At 65.5% G+C, this 17,470-nt stretch carries 15 protein-coding genes; 8 read left to right on the top strand and 7 right to left on the bottom strand.

The features are described from left to right. Positions 1 to 101 precede the first annotated feature (101 nt). The 3 genes from BCCGELA001_RS19725 to BCCGELA001_RS19715 form a co-directional block, all read right to left on the bottom strand. Positions 102 to 1,325, bottom strand: coding sequence for a hypothetical protein (locus BCCGELA001_RS19725; RefSeq protein WP_060736104.1), 1,224 nt, complete (start codon positions 1,323 to 1,325; stop codon positions 102 to 104). A gap of 85 nt (positions 1,326 to 1,410) precedes the next feature. Continuing rightward, positions 1,411 to 2,913 carry a class I adenylate-forming enzyme family protein gene (locus BCCGELA001_RS19720; RefSeq protein WP_060736103.1) on the bottom strand — a complete coding sequence of 501 codons (1,503 nt, stop codon included), beginning with the start codon at positions 2,911 to 2,913 and terminating at the stop codon, positions 1,411 to 1,413. A gap of 4 nt (positions 2,914 to 2,917) precedes the next feature. Continuing rightward, complete coding sequence (locus tag BCCGELA001_RS19715; protein ID WP_060736102.1) at positions 2,918 to 4,774, bottom strand: extracellular solute-binding protein; 1,857 nt, start codon at positions 4,772 to 4,774, stop codon at positions 2,918 to 2,920. A 260-nt stretch (positions 4,775 to 5,034) separates the two neighbouring features. Here BCCGELA001_RS19715 and BCCGELA001_RS19710 point away from each other — a divergent pair, with 260 nt between their 5' ends. Further along, positions 5,035 to 5,859 (top strand): invasion associated locus B family protein, encoded by an 825-nt coding sequence (locus tag BCCGELA001_RS19710; protein ID WP_060736101.1) that lies wholly within the window; start codon positions 5,035 to 5,037, stop codon positions 5,857 to 5,859. 75 nt (positions 5,860 to 5,934) lie between these two features. Here the strand turns inward: BCCGELA001_RS19710 and hspQ are convergent, their stop codons facing one another. After that, a complete protein-coding gene (gene hspQ / locus BCCGELA001_RS19705; RefSeq protein WP_008564941.1) occupies positions 5,935 to 6,267 on the bottom strand; it encodes a heat shock protein HspQ in 333 nt (110 codons plus the stop codon). Between the two features lie 106 nt (positions 6,268 to 6,373). Between hspQ and BCCGELA001_RS19700 the strand changes: the two genes are divergently transcribed. Continuing rightward, positions 6,374 to 7,327 carry an AEC family transporter gene (locus BCCGELA001_RS19700; RefSeq protein ID WP_060736100.1) on the top strand — a complete coding sequence of 318 codons (954 nt, stop codon included), beginning with the start codon at positions 6,374 to 6,376 and terminating at the stop codon, positions 7,325 to 7,327. 7 nt (positions 7,328 to 7,334) lie between these two features. Here BCCGELA001_RS19700 and BCCGELA001_RS19695 read toward each other — a convergent pair whose 3' ends face one another. Continuing rightward, on the bottom strand, positions 7,335 to 8,519 hold the full coding sequence (locus BCCGELA001_RS19695) for a UbiH/UbiF family hydroxylase (protein WP_060736099.1): 1,185 nt from the start codon (positions 8,517 to 8,519) through the stop codon (positions 7,335 to 7,337). A gap of 86 nt (positions 8,520 to 8,605) precedes the next feature. On the opposite strand from BCCGELA001_RS19695, the gene pcsA reads away from it, so the two are divergent. The 3 genes from pcsA to BCCGELA001_RS19680 all read left to right on the top strand — a co-directional run bounded on the left by pcsA (position 8,606) and on the right by BCCGELA001_RS19680 (position 11,158). Continuing rightward, entirely contained in the window at positions 8,606 to 9,373 is a 768-nt protein-coding gene (gene pcsA, locus BCCGELA001_RS19690; protein WP_008564933.1) for a phosphatidylcholine synthase, read from the top strand. Beyond that, the gene (locus BCCGELA001_RS19685; protein ID WP_060736098.1) at positions 9,370 to 10,104 is read left to right on the top strand and encodes a TerC family protein; all 735 of its coding nucleotides are present in this window, start codon (positions 9,370 to 9,372) and stop codon (positions 10,102 to 10,104) included. The genes pcsA and BCCGELA001_RS19685 overlap by 4 nt, the downstream gene beginning before the upstream one ends. A gap of 79 nt (positions 10,105 to 10,183) precedes the next feature. After that, entirely contained in the window at positions 10,184 to 11,158 is a 975-nt protein-coding gene (locus BCCGELA001_RS19680) for a quinone oxidoreductase family protein (RefSeq protein ID WP_060736097.1), read from the top strand. 164 nt (positions 11,159 to 11,322) lie between these two features. Here BCCGELA001_RS19680 and BCCGELA001_RS19675 read toward each other — a convergent pair whose 3' ends face one another. Then, a complete protein-coding gene (locus BCCGELA001_RS19675) occupies positions 11,323 to 12,519 on the bottom strand; it encodes an acetylornithine transaminase (protein WP_060736096.1) in 1,197 nt (398 codons plus the stop codon). Positions 12,520 to 12,939: 420 nt separating this feature from the next. Here BCCGELA001_RS19675 and BCCGELA001_RS19670 point away from each other — a divergent pair, with 420 nt between their 5' ends. Further along, positions 12,940 to 13,875, top strand: a complete 936-nt coding sequence (locus tag BCCGELA001_RS19670; RefSeq protein WP_060737736.1) for a hypothetical protein — start codon at positions 12,940 to 12,942, stop codon at positions 13,873 to 13,875. Between the two features lie 137 nt (positions 13,876 to 14,012). Here the strand turns inward: BCCGELA001_RS19670 and rimO are convergent, their stop codons facing one another. Continuing rightward, complete coding sequence (rimO, locus tag BCCGELA001_RS19665) at positions 14,013 to 15,338, bottom strand: 30S ribosomal protein S12 methylthiotransferase RimO (protein WP_060736095.1); 1,326 nt, start codon at positions 15,336 to 15,338, stop codon at positions 14,013 to 14,015. A 110-nt stretch (positions 15,339 to 15,448) separates the two neighbouring features. On the opposite strand from rimO, the gene BCCGELA001_RS19660 reads away from it, so the two are divergent. After that, positions 15,449 to 16,039 (top strand): ANTAR domain-containing response regulator, encoded by a 591-nt coding sequence (locus BCCGELA001_RS19660; RefSeq protein ID WP_008564898.1) that lies wholly within the window; start codon positions 15,449 to 15,451, stop codon positions 16,037 to 16,039. Beyond that, the gene (locus BCCGELA001_RS19655; protein WP_008564896.1) at positions 16,036 to 17,199 is read left to right on the top strand and encodes a CmpA/NrtA family ABC transporter substrate-binding protein; all 1,164 of its coding nucleotides are present in this window, start codon (positions 16,036 to 16,038) and stop codon (positions 17,197 to 17,199) included. The genes BCCGELA001_RS19660 and BCCGELA001_RS19655 overlap by 4 nt, the downstream gene beginning before the upstream one ends. Positions 17,200 to 17,470 lie beyond the last annotated feature (271 nt).

Genomic DNA, 17,470 nt, shown 5'->3' with positions numbered 1-17,470 from the left:
GCTCTCGCGACGAAGCAATCCAGAATCTTTCCGTTGAGGCAGTCTGGATTGCTTCGCTTCGCTCGCAATGACGGTGTTTGTTGCAGCCGTGTGCAAGAAAACTACGACGCCGCCCTCGAGGCGTCCGCCGACAGGCGCGCAAGCAGCGACCTCGCCGTATCCGACGGCGACAGCGAGTCCACGCTGACGACGGGATCGCTGCGCATCTCGTGCTTGCCGTTCGAGGTGTGCCGCATCACAGCGGAGAGGCGGCGGGCGATCATGTGGGCCGTGCGGAAGTCGGTCTCCGCGAACACCACGATCACCGAGCCATCCTTCTGCGCCGTGCCGAAATCCATTTGACGCATCAGGCGGCTGAGGATGCGCGCGGCATCGAGCTGGGCGCGGGGATTGTTGGGATCGAAGGCGAAGCGGGCGACGGAGAGGCCGCCGCCGCGGGCGAGCGTCTGCTCGACCGCCTTGGCGAAATCGCGGGCGAAGGCTTCCACCGTGAGCAGGCCGCTGCGCGGGTCGAGCCAGCCGCCGGCATCGATTGAGCGCAGCGTGCGGCTCAGCTGCGCTTCCATCGCATGCTGGCGGATCAGCGGCAGGGCATTGGCGGCGATCTTTGCCGGCTCGCCCGCGATCAGTTCGAGATTGGGCAGATCGTAGCTCTGCGCGAGCTGGTGCGCGGTGACGACGACGGGCAGGTTGCGGAAGCGGGTGTCCTCGGCGAGCACGGTCAGGAAAGCGTCGGTAACGCGCGCCGTGAAACCTTCGGCGAGCACGACGCCGTCGAGGTCGCGGGTGTTGAGATGCTTTGCGGCGGCCTCGATCGAGAGTGCGCCGATGACGCCGACGCGTTCGCCGAGCGCCACCGAGAGCGCAGGATAGGCCGCGCCGCGGCCGATCAGCAGCACGGTGGCATCGCGCGCGGGATCGGCCTGCGGCAGCGTGACAGTCACTTCAGGCAGCCGGCGCAGCACAGTGGCATGAAGGGTGCGCACGCGCAGCGCGGCGCGCAGCCGCGCGACCAGGCGATCGGGCGTGCCGCCGCGTGTGGCGAAGGGCAGGGCGTTGGGAGGCAGCGGCACCGCAGCATCCATCGCGACGAAGGGAAGATAGGGCGACTGGCCGGCGATCTTCTTGGCGAAGACGGCGATGTGCGGCTCGTGCCCGCCGGACATCGCGGCGAGAACGGCTGCCGGCTGCACTTGCTCGACGGCGCGCGCGGCGCTGGCCCAGTCGGTGTCGACCACGGGAAAGAGCCGGGCCTCGTCCAGCGCCGCGATGAAGGCGGGGCGCTCGGTATTGGACACAAACAGGATCGGACCCGCCTGGGACATTAAGAAGCTCTGATCACGCAACAGGTTCCGCGCAATCTAGATCGACCGCCTTAATGCGGCGTCAACGTATCCCTCGAAACTGCGGTCAGGCAGGGCCGGAGCGGTCGCGAAAGGCCTCGACCATCAGGGGGTTAAGCCCAAGCTCGCTCAGCGCTTCGCGGGCGCGGGCATTGTCCTGGGCCCGTCCCGCCAGCCGGTGGCCGGAGAGGCGGTCGGGCAGGGCGGTGAGCAGCGCACCCTGGCCGAGCCGGCGAGCCCATTCCTGGAGATCGTTGGACAGGAAGCGATAGCCGCCGACGGCCATGATGCCGGAAGGCGGCGCAGTGATGCAGATCGCCCCGCTCGGACGATCGATCCGGGCGGCATAGCCGGTGTCGACACAGTCGCGCGGCGGCTGCGCGATCAGGGCCTCGCCGATCGGCTGCGGCGGCGCGTAGGCCGCGATCGGCGCCATCGGCCCGCGCAGGCCAAGCGTGCCCTTCGGCGTCAGCAGGATCTCGCCGGCGATCGAGGACCCGGACTGCTCGCGCGGCGCGCCGTGCGGCCCCGGCATCACCGCAACCGGCATGCCGTCCTCGCCGCGGCGGGCGCCGAACAGGCCAGCCTCACCGAACAGATAGACGTCGGTCAGCGGCGCGTGCGGGGCGATCCAGGCATCGCTTGCGGCGACCTGCTCGGGCGCACGCCACAGCCCGATGACGTTGCGCAAGGTCGGCATCCGGGCGGCGAGGTCGGCATCGCCGAGCCGCAGTGCGAGCTGCGCGGGTGCGATCAGCACGTCGCATTCGTGCTCGGTGATCTGCTGCTCCAGCACCTCGCTCTCGAACGGATGATGCAGCGCCAGCGTGCCGCCCGAGAGCAGCCACACCGCGAGCGAGGAGGCCAGCCCCGCGAACGACATCGGCGCGAACGCGGCCATCACGGTCGCGCCCTGCTTGACGTCGGCTTCCAGCGACATCGCCAGGCCACCCGCGATCAGGCTGAAATGCGGCCGCGGCACCGGACGAAAACCTTCGGCCGTGACGTCGAAGGAGATCATCGCCGCCTTGCGGCCGTCCTGGATCACGGCGCGCGTGGCCCCGGGCGGGCACGCCAGCACGTCGTCGAGCGATGCCATGCCCTCCGGCAGATCTCTGCCGAAGCCGCAGACGTGACGGATCGAGAAGGCCTCGGCGGCCGCATGCATGGCAAGATCGGCATAGCTGACGCCGTCGACCGTGCTCGTGGTGACGATGGCGCGCGCGGCGGTGCGGTTGAGCGCGGCGGTCAGTTCCGCATGCCGCCACAGCAGCGGCAGCACGGCGACGACGAGGCCGGCGCGATGGGCGGCGAGCACGGTCAGCACGAACTCGACCGTATTGGGCAGCTGGATCGCGATGACAGAATTGGCCGGCAGGCCCGATTCGACGAAATGCGCCGACAGCGCCTCGATGGCCGTATCCGCCTCGGCATAAGTCATGCGCCGTGGCTGGTGCCCGGTCACGCGCGCCTTGTTGAGCGGATCGAGCAGAGCCGGCGCGTGCGGCTGCCGGGTCAGCGTGCGCTGAAACAGCGTGTCGAGCGTCGGCGATACGGCTGGCTGGTTCACGGCGTCACTTTGCTTGATGAGCTTGCGGCGGCTCCTTCGACCACCAGGTCTCCGGCAAATAGCCGGACAACGAAGTGGCCTTGGGCCGTTCTATCCGATTCCAGCGCGCGATCCATTGCTCGGATACGTTAAACAGGGGGATTGTGTAGAAGCCGGCGATCAAGGCGCGGTCGAGCGCCCGCACCGCCGAGACGAAATCCGTATGTTCACGGGCCTCCAAGAGCGCGGCGATCATGGCATCGACCGCGCCATCCCTGGCGCCCATGTAGTTGCGGGTGCCCGGATTGTCGGCGGCGGCGCTGCCCCAATAGAAAGACTGCTCGTTGCCGGGCGACAGCGACTGGTCCCAGCGGTTCTGGATCATGTCGAACTCGTAGGCGAGCCGGCGTTGGTCGAACTGCACGGGATCGACCGAGCGCACGGCCAGCTCGATGCCGGCGCGCTTGAGGTCGCGCTGGAAGGCGAGCGCGATGCGCTCCTGGTCGCGCGTCGTGACCATGATCTCGAAGGTGAAGGGCGCCTTGGTCGCGCGATTGCGCAGCACGGTTCCATCGAGATCGTAGCCAGCCTCCGACAACAGTTTCAGCGCGGCGCGCAGCGTGGTGCGGTCACGCCCCGAGCCGTCGGTGACCGGCAGGCGGTAGCTGCCGTCCATGATGTCGGGCGGCATTTGCGCGGCGAAGGGCTTCAGCAGCTCGCGCTCGCGCGCATCCGCAGGGCGGCCATAGGCCGACAGCTCCGAGCCGGCGAAATAGCCGGCGACGCGCGAATAGAGACCGAAGAAATAGTTGCGGTTGACCAGCTCGAAATCGAACAACAGCGTCAGCGCCTTGCGCACGCGGATGTCGGCGAAGATCGGACGGCGGGTGTTGAACACCAGGAATTCGGACGGCTGCGGCACGCCGGGCTTGACGGTGTCGCGGATCACCTCGCCGCTTCGCGCGGCTGGAAAATCATAGCCGTCGTGCCAGCGTAGCGGCTCATACTCGACACGGAAATCATAGAGGCCGCGCTTGAACGCTTCGAACTGACCATTGGCCTCGCGAAAATAATCGAGCCTGATCTCGTCGAAATTGTAGAGCCCGCGATTGATCGGCAGATCGAGGCCCCAATAGTCCGGATTGCGCATGAGCGTCACGCTGGCGCCAGCCTTCACGGCCGTGACACGATAGGGGCCCGAGCCGACCGGGGCCGCCAACGTCGTCTCCTCGAATGTCGCGATGTCGATCGCGTGCTTCGGCAGAATCGGCATCAGGCCGAGGATCAGCGGCAGCTCGCGGTCATTGGCGCCGGTGAGGTCGAAGCGGACGGTGAGGGGATCGGTTGCCTCGGCCTTTGCGATCTTGGCGTAGTATTGGCGGTGATTGGGGCGGCCGTGGTCGCGCAGGAGCTGCCAGGAGAACAGCACGTCCTGGGCCAGCACAGGCTTGCCATCGGAGAAGCGGGCGCGGGGATCGAGGCGGAAGGTGACGAAGGTGCGGTCGTCGTCGGTTTCGACGGTCCTGGCGAGCAGGCCGTAGAGCGTGAACGGCTCGTCCTGGCCGCGCGCGAGCAGGCTCTCGAACACGTAGCTCCGCATCTGCTGCACCGCCAATCCCCTGACGATGAAGGGGTTGAGGCTGTCGAAGGTGCCGAGAATGCCCCAGGTCATGCGGCCGCCCTTCGGGGCTTGCGGATTGGCGTAGGGCATGTGGGTGAAATCGGCCGGCATCGCCGGCTTGCCGTGCATGGCAATGGCGTGGGCTTGCGCGGCCCGCGCGCCGTCTGCCGAAAGCCCGACGACGAGAGCCAGAACGAGGGTCGGGACGAGACGACAAAGGCGTAATCCGGGGCCCTCGACGAGGCGCTGGAACATGAACATCGGCACACGCTGATTCGAGGACCGGCGGGGCCTAAATCCTATCACAGGGAATTTCCCTGGGCGCAGCGCAGGATGTGGCCAAAGGCGCCTGTCGGCATTGATCTTTTCGTCGGCCACGCTAAGAAGGCACCCAATCGCGCAAGAGCGCCGAGCCCGTCACTTATCCGCCTCAATTGACGGGGAGAGAGCCGCGCCCAGGCGGCTCGGTTCGGCGCTTCGGAGCGGTTCGGGCACTTCCCGTTCAGAAAGGGTTTTCCGCAATGAATTTCCGTTATTTGGCCGCGTCCGTCCGGCCGCGCGGGCGACTTCTCGCCCTGTTGACGGCGACGGCGTTGGTCGTCCCGTTTGCCGCTGAAGCCCAAGCTCCCGCACCGGCTCCCGGCGCGCCTGCGCCCAAGGCGACTCCGGCCCCGAAAGCTGCGCCGCCGAAGGCCGCTCCCAAGGCTCCGGCGCCCGCCGCGTCTCCGCAGGCCCAGCCGGCTCCGGCCCAGGGCGGCCAGCAGCAGGGCGCAGCCCAGCCGGCCGATCAGCAGATCCAGCTGATCTACGCCCCCTGGACCAAGTTCTGCCTGAAGGGTCAGGACGCCAACGCCAAGCAGGTCTGCTTCACCGGCAAGGACGGCCGCATCGAATCGGGCCAGCCGGTCATCGCCGCCGTGATCATCGAGCCCGAAGGCGAGCCCAAGAAGATTCTGCGCGTGACGCTGCCGCTCGGCATGCAGCTCGTGCACGGCACCCGCATCATCGTGGACAGCAATGCGCCGCTGCAGCAGCCTTATGTGATCTGCTTCCAGAACGGCTGTATGTCGGACTACGAGGCCACGCCCGAGCTCATCAACAACATGAAGAAGGGTCAGAATCTCGTTGTCCAGGCGATCAATGCCAACGGCGCGCCGCTGACCCTGCCGCTGCCGCTCGCCGGTGAATTCCAGAAGGCCTATGACGGTCCGCCGACCGATCCGAAGGTGTTCGAGGAAACCCAGAAGAAGCTCCAGGAAGAGCTTCAGAAGAAGGCCGACGAGCAGCGCAAGAAGCTCGAGCAGCAGGGTGGCGCGCCTGGCGCACCTCCGACCGCTCAGAAGTGATCGGGGCCAAAGTCCCGAACAAGAAAAAGGCGCTCTGTTCGAGCGCCTTTTTTGCTGGCCGATGATCGGCGACGATCAGTTCAGCGACGGATTGCGCGGGCGATAGCCGCCGGCCTTGTCCTTGATGAAGATCTCGGCAACCTGGGAATGCCGGACCGGCTCGCCGGAATCGTCGGGCAACAGGTTCTGCTCGGAGACATAGGCGACGTATTCGGACTCAGCGTTCTCCGCGAGCAGGTGGTAGAACGGCTGGTCCTTGTGGGGCCGCACCTCCTCGGGAATCGACAGCCACCACTCCTCGGTGTTGTTGAATTCCGGATCGATGTCGAAAATCACGCCCCGGAACGAAAAGATCCGGTGGCGCACGACCTGTCCGATCTGAAATTTGGCGGTCCGCGCTTTGATCATTCCCCGTCGATAGACCAGGATTGTGGCCGATGCTAGTGCCCTTAGCGGGAATTAACCTTCGTGTCCGGGGCGGATAGCCCCCAATTTCTCAGAAAACACTTCAACAATGGTCGACATCCTCAATCTGGCTCTACCTTATTTCGGCTTGATCTTCGTCGGTTTTGCCTGCGGCAAGGTCAAGGCCCTGCCGGAATCGGGCCTCGCCTGGATGAACTTCTTCCTGCTCTACGTGTCGCTGCCGGCGCTGCTGTTCGCGATCATGTCGAAGACGCCGTTTTCGGAATTGAACAACCCGCCGTTCCTGATTGCGACGACGCTGTCCACGATTGTCGCGTTCACGCTGGCGCTGGTAGTCGGCAAGCTGCTCGGACGGTTGACCCTGCGCGAGGCGACGCTCGCAGGCCTTTCCGGCGGCTACGGCAATATCGGCTATATGGGGCCGGGTCTCGCGCTCGCGGTGCTCGGGCCGAAAGCGGCGGCGCCGACCGCGCTGATCTTCTGCTGCGACAGCATCTTCCTGTTCACGATCGTGCCGCTCTTGATCGAACTCTCCGATCGCGACCATCCCTCGCTCGTGCACGCCTTCGGTGTCGTACTGAAACAGATCGTGCTCAATCCGCTGATCATGGCTGCCTGCTTCGGCGCGGCGGTCGCGGCGCTGCATATCGAGATGCCGGTCGCGCTCGACCGCACCATCACCTTCCTGCAGAACGCCGCCGCGCCGACCGCGCTGTTCGTGCTCGGCGTGACCGTGGCGCTGCGCCCGTTCGAGCGCGTGCCGTGGGAAGTGCCGGGCGTGATCGCGGTCAAGCTGTTGATCCATCCGCTCGCGGCGTTCGGTCTGATGCTGGCATTCGGCCCGTTCGCGCAGCCATGGGCCGCGACGGCAGTTCTGATGGCCTCATTGCCGCCGGCACTAAACGTGTTCGTGATCGCCCGGCAGAACGAGGCCTGGATCGAATCCGCCTCCGTCGCGGTTCTGCTCGGTACCTTCGCCTCGGTGGTCACGCTGACCAGCGTGATGTGGGCGATCCAGAGCGGGCGGCTGGTGTTTCCGTGAGTTGGACTTACCTGCGCCAAGTCGGCGTCAGGCCCTCGCGCATGGCGAAGCGCCGGAGCGGGCCGATGGCGCCGAGCAGGTGCATGCCGACGGCGCGGACCGGCTGGAGCGGCAGGAAGTCATTGAGCAGGGAGCGGTTGGCCATGTCGATCGCAAAGGTCCGGCTCAGAATGTCCGGACGCCGCGTCCGGTCGTAGCGCTTGAGCACGTCGGATGCCCCGGGATCCTGGCCTGCAGCGATCGCTTCACCTGCGAACCGAGCGATGTCGGCGGCATCGCGCAGGCCAAGATTGAGGCCTTGCGCGCCGATCGGCGGAACCACATGGGCGGCTTCGCCGACCAGTGCGACGCGGTCGCGGCCGAAGGAGTTTGGACGCTCGATTGCCAGCGGGAAAAGGTGGCGCCCGGGCTCGACCGTCATGCGGCCGAGGATCGAATGCGACTGCTTCTCGATCGCGGCCGACAGCTCTTCGTCGCTGAGGCCGCGCAGCCGTTCGGCCTCTGCGGGCGCCGCGACCCAGACGATGCTGGAACGGTCGCCGGGGAGGGGCACGAACACGCAGGGACCCTGCGGCGTGTGGAACTCGGTCGAGACGTTGCGATGCGGCCGCGCGTGGGCGACGTTGAAGGTGAGCGCGGTCTGCGTCAGCTCGCGCCGCGTCACGGCGATGCCGGCGGCGTCGCGGCACAATGAATGCCGGCCGTCGGCGCCGACCACGAGCCGGGCGGAAAGAAATTGCGCCGAGGCCGTGCGGATGGCGACGTCGCCGGCTTTGATCACGACGCTTTCGGCTTCGTCGTCGAAGCGGACCAGGTTGGCAAACTCAGCCGCGCGCGCTTCGAGCGCTAGCATCAGCGAACGGTTGTCGATGTTATAACCGAACGCGTCGAGACCGATTTCGTGGCAGGAGAACCGGACCTCGGGCGCGCGGAACAGCCGGCCGGTGTCGTCGACGAGCCGCATGACCTCCAGCGCCGCCGCCTTGTCCTTGCAGCGCGGCCAAACATCGAGGCTCTGCAGCAGATCAATGGAGGCCCCGAGCAGCGCGGTGGTGCGGTTGTCGGCATAGGGCACGCGTCGCGCCACCAGCACGGTCCGTGCACCCGCCTGTGCCAATGCGATCGCCGCTGCGAGGCCCGCCGGTCCGCCGCCGATCACGGCGGCGTCATGGAGTGTCGATGCGTCTGTCATGGAACGACATTTGACACGGCCGGCGACAAATTCAAGCCCACCTATTTTGCCTGATTTTATCACGAATTGTAGGACGGCGCGCCGCAATGGCTTATGTGCAAAGCGGCCTCATTCTGATAGCAGAGGCCATGGATACCCAAGAGGATTCCCTCAAGCCAACCCCCGCGGTCCGTGCCGCGGCGCTCTCGGTGCACGTCTTCACCGCGTTCGGCGCGGCGCTCGCGCTGCTTGCGATGCTGGAGGCCGTGCGCGAGCACTGGGCGGCGATGTTTCAGTGGCTGGGCATCGCCCTCGTCATCGACGCGATCGACGGGCCGATCGCGCGGCGGCTCGACGTCAAGAACGTGCAGCCGAACTGGTCGGGCGACGTGCTCGATCTCGTGGTTGACTTCGTCACCTACGTCTTTGTGCCGGCCTATGCGATCGTGGCCAGCGGGTTGCTGCTGCCGGTCGCGGCGCCCTTGCTCGGCATCGCCATCATCGTCACCAGCGCATTATATTTCGCCGATCTGCGCATGAAGGCCGACGACAATCATTTCCGCGGTTTCCCGGCGCTGTGGAATGCGGCGGCGTTCTATTTGTTCCTGCTGCACTGGCCGCCGCTGTGGTCGACGCTGCTGGTCGCCGCGCTCGTCGTGCTGACCTTCGTGCCGTTCCACGTGCTGCATCCGGTCCGGGTCGTGCGGCTGCGCTGGCTGACGTTGTCGCTGATGGCGATCTGGGCGGTGCTCGGCCTCTACGTGCTGGCGATGGATTTTCGCGTCGGCACGGGCGTGACCGTGGTGCTCTGCGCCATCGCGCTCTGGATCACCTTCAGCGACGCTCTGATACGATTGGTGCGATCCTTCGCATGATGCAGCTCATCACCAGCCCCGAAGCCTGGGCCGCGCTCTTGACATTGACGGCGCTCGAGATCGTGCTCGGCATCGACAACGTCATCTTCATCTCGGTGCTGGTCTCCCGCCTTCCCGAGAAGCAGGCGCACCGCGCCCGGCAGATCGGGCTTGGCCTGGCGCTCATCTTTCGCCTCATCCTGCTCAGTCTCCTGGTCTGGCTGATCGGCCTCACCGCGCCGGTGTTCTCGATGAACGGCTACGCCTTTTCCTGGCGCGATCTCATCCTGATCGGCGGCGGCCTGTTCTTGATCGCGAAGGCCACGCATGAAATTCACGGCGAGGTCGAATCCGATCACGGCGGGAGCGAGAAGCAATCGACGGGCAGCGCCTTCGCCTGGGTGATCGCCCAGATCATCGTCGTGGATCTCGTGTTTTCTCTGGATTCGATCATCACCGCGATCGGCATGGCGGAGGACATCCGGATCATGGTCGCTGCGGTCGTGATTGCCTGCGCGGTCATGTACGTTTCGGCGGGCCCGGTATCGCGCTTCGTCGCGGAGCATCCGACCACCAAGATGCTGGCATTGGCCTTCCTCGTGCTGATCGGCGTCGCGCTGGTTGCGGACGGATTCCAGTCCCACATCCCGCGCGGCTATATCTACTTCGCGATTGCGTTCTCGGCGGCAGTCGAGTTCTTCAACGTGCTCGCCAGACGCAATCGTAGCAAAGTCGGCAAGCCGCCGGACTGAACGATCCAGCCTGGTCGAGTTGACAAGGCGGGCGCGATGTCTTTCGTTGGCCGTCAGGAAGATCAGAGGAGGTCAGGTGATGACCAAAGCCGTCCGTGTGCACAAGGTCGGAGGCCCAGAAGCCCTGGTCTATGAGAGCGTCGACGTGCCGGCGCCCGGGCCCGGCGAGGTGCGCATCCGCCAGCACGCGGTCGGCCTGAACTTCATCGACGTCTATTACCGCACCGGCCTCTACAAGGCGCCGGGTCTGCCCTTCATTGCCGGCAACGAAGCCTCGGGCGAGGTCACAGCCGTCGGGCCCGGCGTGACGCATTTCCATCCCGGCGACCGCGTCGCCTACTATCACAATCTCGGCGCCTATACCGGCGAGCGCAACATCCCCTGGGAAAAGCTGGTCAAGCTGCCCGACCACATCACCCACGAACAGGGCGCCGTGCTGATGCTGAAGGGGCTGACCGTCTGGTACCTCCTGCACAAGACCTTCAAGGTCGAGCCGCATCATCGCGTGCTGATCCACGCCGCCGCCGGCGGCATCGGCTTGCTCGCCTGCCAATGGGCGAGGGCGCTCGGGGCCCACGTCATCGGCACGGTCGGCTCGCGCGAGAAGGCCGAGCTTGCGGAAGCCAATGGCTGCGACCACGTCATCCTCTACAACGAGGAAGACTTCGTCGCGCGCGTCAAGCAGATCAGCCGCAACGAGGGCTGCGACGTCGTCTATGACGGCGTCGGCAAGGCGACGTTCCCGGGCTCGCTATCCTGCCTGAAGCCACGCGGCATGTTCGTCTCGTTTGGCAATGCGTCGGGCCCGGTGCCGCCGTTCGCGATCGCCGAGCTCAACAATCACGGCTCGCTGTTTGCGACGCGGCCGAAGCTCAACGACTATGTCGGCACGCGCAAGGACCTGCTGGAGGGCGCTGACACGCTGTTCGCCGCCGTCATCAACGGCAAGCTGCACGTGCCGATCAACCACGCCTATGCGCTCAAGGATGCCGCCAAGGCGCATATCGATCTCGAAAGCCGCAAGACCACGGGCGCGTCGATCTTGAAGCCGTAGGTCTGCAGTCATCATCCGCACTCGTGTCCCGGACAAGCTGCAACGCGTAAGCGTTGCGGCGCAGAGCCGGGACCTAGAAAGCGACAGGGACCCTGCGGAGAGATGGGCCCCGGCTCTGCAGCGCACCGCCGAAGAGGCGCTGCGCTGCGTCCGGGGCACAGGCCTTACGCCACCCTTCGTGCCGCGCCGGCCTTGCTCAAAACTCCGTCGAGACAATCGATCATCTCGGCGATCTCGCCTCGCGTGACGTTCAGCGCGGGCATGAAGCGCAGCGTATCGACCTGCGGCGCGTTCAGCAGCACGCCTTCTTCGAACGCCTGCGCAACGATGCCGGCCGCGATTGGCAGCTTGAGATCGAGCGCGAGCAGCAGGCCGCGGCCTCGCACCCCGCCGAGCCCGTGCCGGGCCGAGACCTTCTGCAGCTCGCTTTCGAGCAGCAGGCCGGCCTCGGTGACTGACTTCAAGAACTCCGGCTTCTTGACCTCGTCGAGCACCGCAAGCCCCGCCGCGCACATGATCGGATTGCCGTTGAACGTGCCGCCCTGATCGCCGTGGGCGAAGCAGGAGGCGCGTTCGGTCGCAAGCAGCGCTGCGAGCGGCACGCCACCGCCGATGCCCTTGCCGAGCGTCATGATGTCGGGCGCAATCCCGGTGTGCTCGTAGTGGAAGAGCTTTCCGGTCCGGCCCATGCCGGTCTGGATCTCGTCGAAGATCAGCAGCAGGCCGTGCGCCTCGGTAAGCGCCCGCAGCTCCTGGAGGAACTGGTCGCTCGCCGGCCATACGCCCGATTCACCCTGGATCGGCTCGAGCATCACCGCAACGGTGTTGTCGTTGATCAGCTTCTCGACCGAGGCGATGTCGTTGAGCTTCGCTTTCTTGAATCCGGCGACCTTCGGTTCGAACAAGGGCTCGAATGCCTTCTTGCCCGAGGCCGACATCGTCGCCAGCGTCCGTCCGTGGAAGCCGCCTTCGAAGCTGATGATTTCGAATGCACCGCCCTTGTGCAGGCTGCCATATTTGCGCGCGAGCTTGATCGCGCCTTCGTTGGCTTCTGCACCGGAATTGGCGAAGAACACCTGATCGAAGACGCTGCTGTCGACCAGCGACTGCGCGAGCTTCAGGCTCGGCTCGTTGTAGAAGGCCGGGCTCGGCGTCAGCAGCCGCTTGGCCTGCGCGGTGAGCGCCTCAGCAATCGCCGGCGGCGAGTGCCCGAGACAATTCACGGCCCAGCCCTGCACGAAATCGAGATAACGCTTGCGGCCGTCATCCCAGAGGTAGGAGCCGGCGCCGCGGACGAAGACGGCCTTGGGCCGTGCGGTGATGTCCATCAGCGCGTCATACGGATGGGTGGCGGTCGTCATGTCGAGCTCCTCTGGAGGCGGGTGGAAAAGCGGCGCAAAAGCAGAAAGGCCGCACCTTGCGGGTGCGGCCTTCTCGAAGACTTAGGCTGAAATCAGTGGTTCAGCGGCGTCGTCGGACATGGCGCACCCTCTCGTCGTCGCGGGAGCGACGGCGGAGCATTTCGGTGCGCTGATGGGTCCGAGCGTTGATCATGGGGCGCGTCCCTACAGCCGAATGTCGGGACTTGTCAAGCGGGCAGTTTGCAAAACGCGCGTCCGCGTGTGCCGCGAAAGGCCGATGTCATTCGTCGATTCATCGATCGTCCGGTCCGAAACCATCGCGCCTCTGGCGCGTTTGTGATCGCAGGACGCGAATTGGTTCGAACCTGGCGCACCGTAATGCAGACCAAGAGGGACGGGACCAACAGACAGTTTTCAGCCTTGCCCGATACGACGTACCCGATCGACCTCGACAGCATTTGTGGCGCATTTCCGCCGGGCATCGAGGCGCCGCGACTATTGGTCGACTTTGCCGGCTGGCTCGAGGGACGTCCCTGGGGCAGCGTCGGCTGCTTTTCGCTGCAAGGCCAGTTTTCCGACTCCGCGCCGATCGTCGACGGCAGTCCGTTGCGCGACCGCTTTTCGTTGTTCATGCGGCTGCCTGATGGATCAGCCGTGGGCGGCTGGTATGGCGCGGGTCTCGACCGGGATAATCCGCCGATCGTGGGGCTGGGCTCCGAGGGCGACTACGAGCTGTTGGCGCCGAGCCTCGATGCGATGCTGGCAAAGCTGACGTCGCAGCAATTCGACAACGCCTGGAGCGACCTGAAACCGCACGAGGAGGTCGAGTGCCAGACGGTCGAGCTCGCACAATGGCTCGCCGGCCAGCCCGCCGGCGACGCGCCCGACGATACGTCCTCTGAGCTGCCCGACTTTCGCGGCTTTGTGGAGAAGTGGAGCCGCGATCGCGAGGACTATTGGGCCAATCATCGACTAATGGCCGAGCTCGGCTGGCGGCTGGCGGCCCATCTTCCCAAGGGCAAGAAACCCTGGGACCAGACGCGCTTCGAGATCGCGATCGTCGGTGCGCAATACCAGGCGTGCGTGCTCTCGCAAGGGCCGCAGCCGTTCGAAGAGGCCGCTTCGATCGAGTCCCTGCTGCGTGATCTGCGCGAGGAGATGCGCCGTGCGCAGCCCGAGCTGGGCCTGTGGTACGCGATGAATTTCGGGCTGCATGCCGACGGCCGAATCATGCCGAGCTTCGCGTACGATCTGCGCCCGACCATTGACGGTGCGCCGGCGCTGCTATCCGAAGCAAAGGCCGATCTTGCACGGGCGCCCAGGCCAGAGCGCTGGGTGCCAAAATGGCTGGCGTGATTGCTTTCACTCCGTCATTGCGAGCGTAGCGACTTGTCCGCCGAAGCCTTGGCGAAGGCGGAAGCAATCCAGACTGCTTTCGCGGAGGGATTCTGGATTGCTTCGTCGCAAGGGCTCCTCGCAACGACGGAAGGACGTCAAAACCCCGCGACGCTGCCGTGCAGATCGTATGCGTCGGCGCGCTCGATCTTGGCGGTGACGATCTCACCGACGCGCAGAGGCCGGCGGCTCGTCAGGTACGCCGCGCCGTCGATCTCCGGAGCATCGGCCTTTGAGCGACCCTTCGCCACCGTCGGGCCGACCTCGTCGATGATGATCTGCTGGCGCGTGCCGACCTTGCGCTTCAGCCGTCGCGCCGAGATCTTCTGCTGGCGGGCCATCAGCGCATTGTAGCGCTCCTGCTTGACCTCTTCCGGTACAGGGTTCTCGATCGTGTTCGAGGTGGCGCCGGCGACCGGCTCGTATTTGAAGCAGCCGAGACGATCGATCTCGGCCTCATCCAGCCAGTCGAGCAGATAGGCGAAATCGGCATCGGTCTCGCCGGGGAAGCCGACGATGAAAGTCGAGCGCAAAGCGAGATCAGGGCATTCCTCGCGCCAGCGCTTGATCCGCGCCAGCGTCTTGTCCTGCGCCGCCGGGCGCTTCATCGCCTTCAAGACGTCGGGACTCGCATGCTGGAACGGGATGTCGAGATAGGGCAGCACCTTGCCCTCGTTCATCAGCGCGATGACCTCGTCGACATGCGGGTAGGGGTAGACATATTGCAGCCGGACCCAGGCCCCGAGCTCACCGAGCTCGCGCGCGAGATCGAGGAATTTGGCGCGGACCTGGCGGTCCTTCCAGGGGCTCTCGGCATATTTGAGATCGACGCCGTAAGCCGAGGTGTCCTGCGAGATCACCAGCAGCTCTTTCACGCCGGCGCCGACGAGGCGCTCGGCCTCGCGCAGCACGTCGTTGGCCGGACGCGAGACGAGGTCACCGCGCAGCTTCGGGATGATGCAGAAGGTGCAGCGGTTGTTGCAGCCCTCGGAGATCTTCAAATAGGCGTAGTGCCGCGGCGTCAGCTTGATGCCCTGCGGCGGCACCAAATCGAGATGCGGATTGTGCGCTGGCGGCAGCGCGCGGTGCACGGCGTCCAGCACGCTCTCATATTGCTGCGGGCCGGTGATGGAGAGCACGCCCGGATAGGCCTGCTCGATCGCTTCCGGTTCCGCGCCCATGCAGCCCGTCACGATCACCTTGCCGTTCTCGGCCATGGCCTCGCCGATGGCCGAGAGCGATTCCTGCTTGGCGCTGTCGAGGAAGCCGCAGGTGTTGACGATGACGATGTCGGCCCCGTCATGCTTGCGGGCGAGCTCGTAGCCCTCCGCGCGCAGGCGCGTGATGATGCGCTCGGAATCCACCAATGCCTTGGGACACCCGAGCGACACGAAGCTGACCTTGGGCGCAGCCGTCTGATCCATATCTGAACTGCCTGATTGACGGGCCTGAGCTAGTCCCAATTGCCCACAATTACAACCCTTTGCAGGGCGTTCGGGCGTGCTATGGATGAATCACCTGCCGTGAGTGAGCCATGAGCGCCGAACAGTCGCCCAAAATCGTGATCGTCGACGAAAGCCCGATCCGGGCCGCGATCCTGGAGGAGGGGTTGCGGGAGGCTGGATTCACGCAGGTCGTCCATATCCGTGAGATGCAGAGCCTGCTTGCCCGTATTTATGCGGTGGATCCCGACATCATCCTGATCGATCTGGAGAACCCCAGCCGCGACGTGCTGGAGGCGATGTTCCAGGTCAGCCGCGCCGTGAAGCGGCCGATCGCCATGTTCGTCGACCAGAGCGATTCCGCCTCGATCCAGGCCTCGGTCGAGGCTGGGGTATCCGCCTACATCGTCGACGGGCTGAAGAAGGAGCGCATCAAGCCGATCCTCGACCTCTGCGTGTCCCGCTTCAACGCCTTCGCCAAGCTCCAGGAAGAGCTGGAGCGCACCAAGTCGCAGCTGGAGGACCGCAAGATCATCGAGCGTGCCAAGGGCATCCTGATGAAGGTGAAAGGCCTGACCGAGGACGAGGCATATGTGCTGCTGCGCTCCACGGCGATGCGCGAGAAGAAGAAAATCGGTGAGATCGCGCAGTCGATCATCACCGCCTCGGAGATGCTGAAATGACCGCTCCCCTCCGCATCGGGTTCATTCCGCTGGTCGATGCCGCAGCCCTGATCGTCGCCGTCGACAAGGGGTTCACCGCCGCCGAAGGACTCGAAGTCGAGCTGGTGCGTGAAGTCTCCTGGTCCAACGTTCGCGACAAGCTCAATATCGGCCTGTTCGACGCCGCGCATCTGCTTGCGCCGGTCGCGATCGCGTCCTCGCTCGGGCTCGGCCACGTCAAGGTCCCGATCGCCGCGCCGTTCAATCTCGGCATCAACGGCAACGCGATCACGGTCTCGCCCGCGCTCCATGCCGCGCTGATGGAAGAGATCGACGGCGACCGTTTCGATCCGCTCGTCACGGCGAAAGCGCTGGCGCGCGTGGTGACCAAGCGCCGCAAGGCGGGCGCCGATCCGCTCACCTTCGGCATGACCTTTCCGTTCTCGACCCACAATTACCAGCTGCGGTTCTGGATGGCCGCGGCCGGCGTCGATCCCGACGAGGACGTGCGGCTGGTGGTGCTGCCGCCGCCCTACATGGTCGACAGTCTCGCCAACGGCCATGTCGATGCATTCTGCGTCGGCGCGCCCTGGAATTCGGTCGCGGTCGATCTCGGCATCGGCCACATCCTGCATTTCGTGTCCGACATTCTGGTTCGCGCGGCGGAGAAGGTGCTGGCGGTCCGTCAGGTCTGGGCCGACAAGCATCCGGACGTGGTCGCCGCCCTCGTGCGCGCGGCGGTGAAGGGGGCCGAGTTCATCGAAGAGCCGGCAAACCTCGCCGAGGCGGCGCAGATCCTGGCGCAGCCCGAGCGGATCGGCGTCGATGCCGAAGTCATCCAGCGCACCCTGACGGGACGGCTGAAGATCTCGCCCGACGGCACCTTCCGCGAAAGTGGCCGCTATTTGCTGGTCGGACGCGAGGAGGCCGGACGTCCCGATCCGGTCCAGGCCGCGTGGCTCTATGCGCAGATGGTGCGTTGGGGGCAGACGGGCTTGAGCCCGGACGGCGCCAAGACCGCCGTGGCGGTGTTCAGGCCTGATCTCTATGACGCGGCCCTCGGCCGCCGGCGGTCCGACGAGGCTCCCGCGGCCATCGGGGCCTTTGCCGGTCCTGCCTTCGATGCCGACAATATCCGCGGGCACCTCGAGGCGTTCGAGGTCGGGCGCTGGAAGGCCTGATTCGCATCTGCATAGATTGTGAGCAGTCTGGTTTATCGACCAAATTTTGAGCGGCGTGCTCGAATTTCATGAGCGCATCCGGCACCGGAGTTTCCGGTAGCCTCGCTAGTCCATTGAAATCGCAAAATCTTTCTTTTCATCAAAGCTGGCACGCAACTTGAATGTTGCAGTGCGGCCAGCTTGTCACAGGTGCCTGCTGAGCCGAGTCCCGCAGCAACGAAGCTGATCGGACCGTTGGGTGGCCAAGCCGGCTCTCGTGCCAGCAGAGGTT

The organism is Bradyrhizobium sp. CCGE-LA001 (genome assembly GCF_000296215.2).
Taxonomy (GTDB): domain Bacteria; phylum Pseudomonadota; class Alphaproteobacteria; order Rhizobiales; family Xanthobacteraceae; genus Bradyrhizobium.
Note: the sequence above shows the minus strand (reverse complement) of the source record. Positions and strands in the feature narration are given on the sequence as shown.

Excerpts from the sequence above, each read along its gene's own strand:
- BCCGELA001_RS19725 (WP_060736104.1), bottom strand. The coding sequence starts at position 1,325 with ATGTCCCAGGCGGGTCCGATCCTGTTTGTGTCCAATACCGAGCGCCCC.
- BCCGELA001_RS19715 (WP_060736102.1), bottom strand. The coding sequence starts at position 4,774 with ATGTTCATGTTCCAGCGCCTCGTCGAGGGCCCCGGATTACGCCTTTGT.
- BCCGELA001_RS19710 (WP_060736101.1), top strand. The coding sequence starts at position 5,035 with ATGAATTTCCGTTATTTGGCCGCGTCCGTCCGGCCGCGCGGGCGACTT.
- hspQ (WP_008564941.1), bottom strand. The coding sequence starts at position 6,267 with ATGATCAAAGCGCGGACCGCCAAATTTCAGATCGGACAGGTCGTGCGC.
- BCCGELA001_RS19700 (WP_060736100.1), top strand. The coding sequence starts at position 6,374 with ATGGTCGACATCCTCAATCTGGCTCTACCTTATTTCGGCTTGATCTTC.
- BCCGELA001_RS19695 (WP_060736099.1), bottom strand. The coding sequence starts at position 8,519 with ATGACAGACGCATCGACACTCCATGACGCCGCCGTGATCGGCGGCGGA.
- pcsA (WP_008564933.1), top strand. The coding sequence starts at position 8,606 with ATGGCTTATGTGCAAAGCGGCCTCATTCTGATAGCAGAGGCCATGGAT.
- BCCGELA001_RS19685 (WP_060736098.1), top strand. The coding sequence starts at position 9,370 with ATGATGCAGCTCATCACCAGCCCCGAAGCCTGGGCCGCGCTCTTGACA.
- BCCGELA001_RS19680 (WP_060736097.1), top strand. The coding sequence starts at position 10,184 with ATGACCAAAGCCGTCCGTGTGCACAAGGTCGGAGGCCCAGAAGCCCTG.
- BCCGELA001_RS19675 (WP_060736096.1), bottom strand. The coding sequence starts at position 12,519 with ATGACGACCGCCACCCATCCGTATGACGCGCTGATGGACATCACCGCA.
- rimO (WP_060736095.1), bottom strand. The coding sequence starts at position 15,338 with ATGGATCAGACGGCTGCGCCCAAGGTCAGCTTCGTGTCGCTCGGGTGT.
- BCCGELA001_RS19660 (WP_008564898.1), top strand. The coding sequence starts at position 15,449 with ATGAGCGCCGAACAGTCGCCCAAAATCGTGATCGTCGACGAAAGCCCG.
- BCCGELA001_RS19655 (WP_008564896.1), top strand. The coding sequence starts at position 16,036 with ATGACCGCTCCCCTCCGCATCGGGTTCATTCCGCTGGTCGATGCCGCA.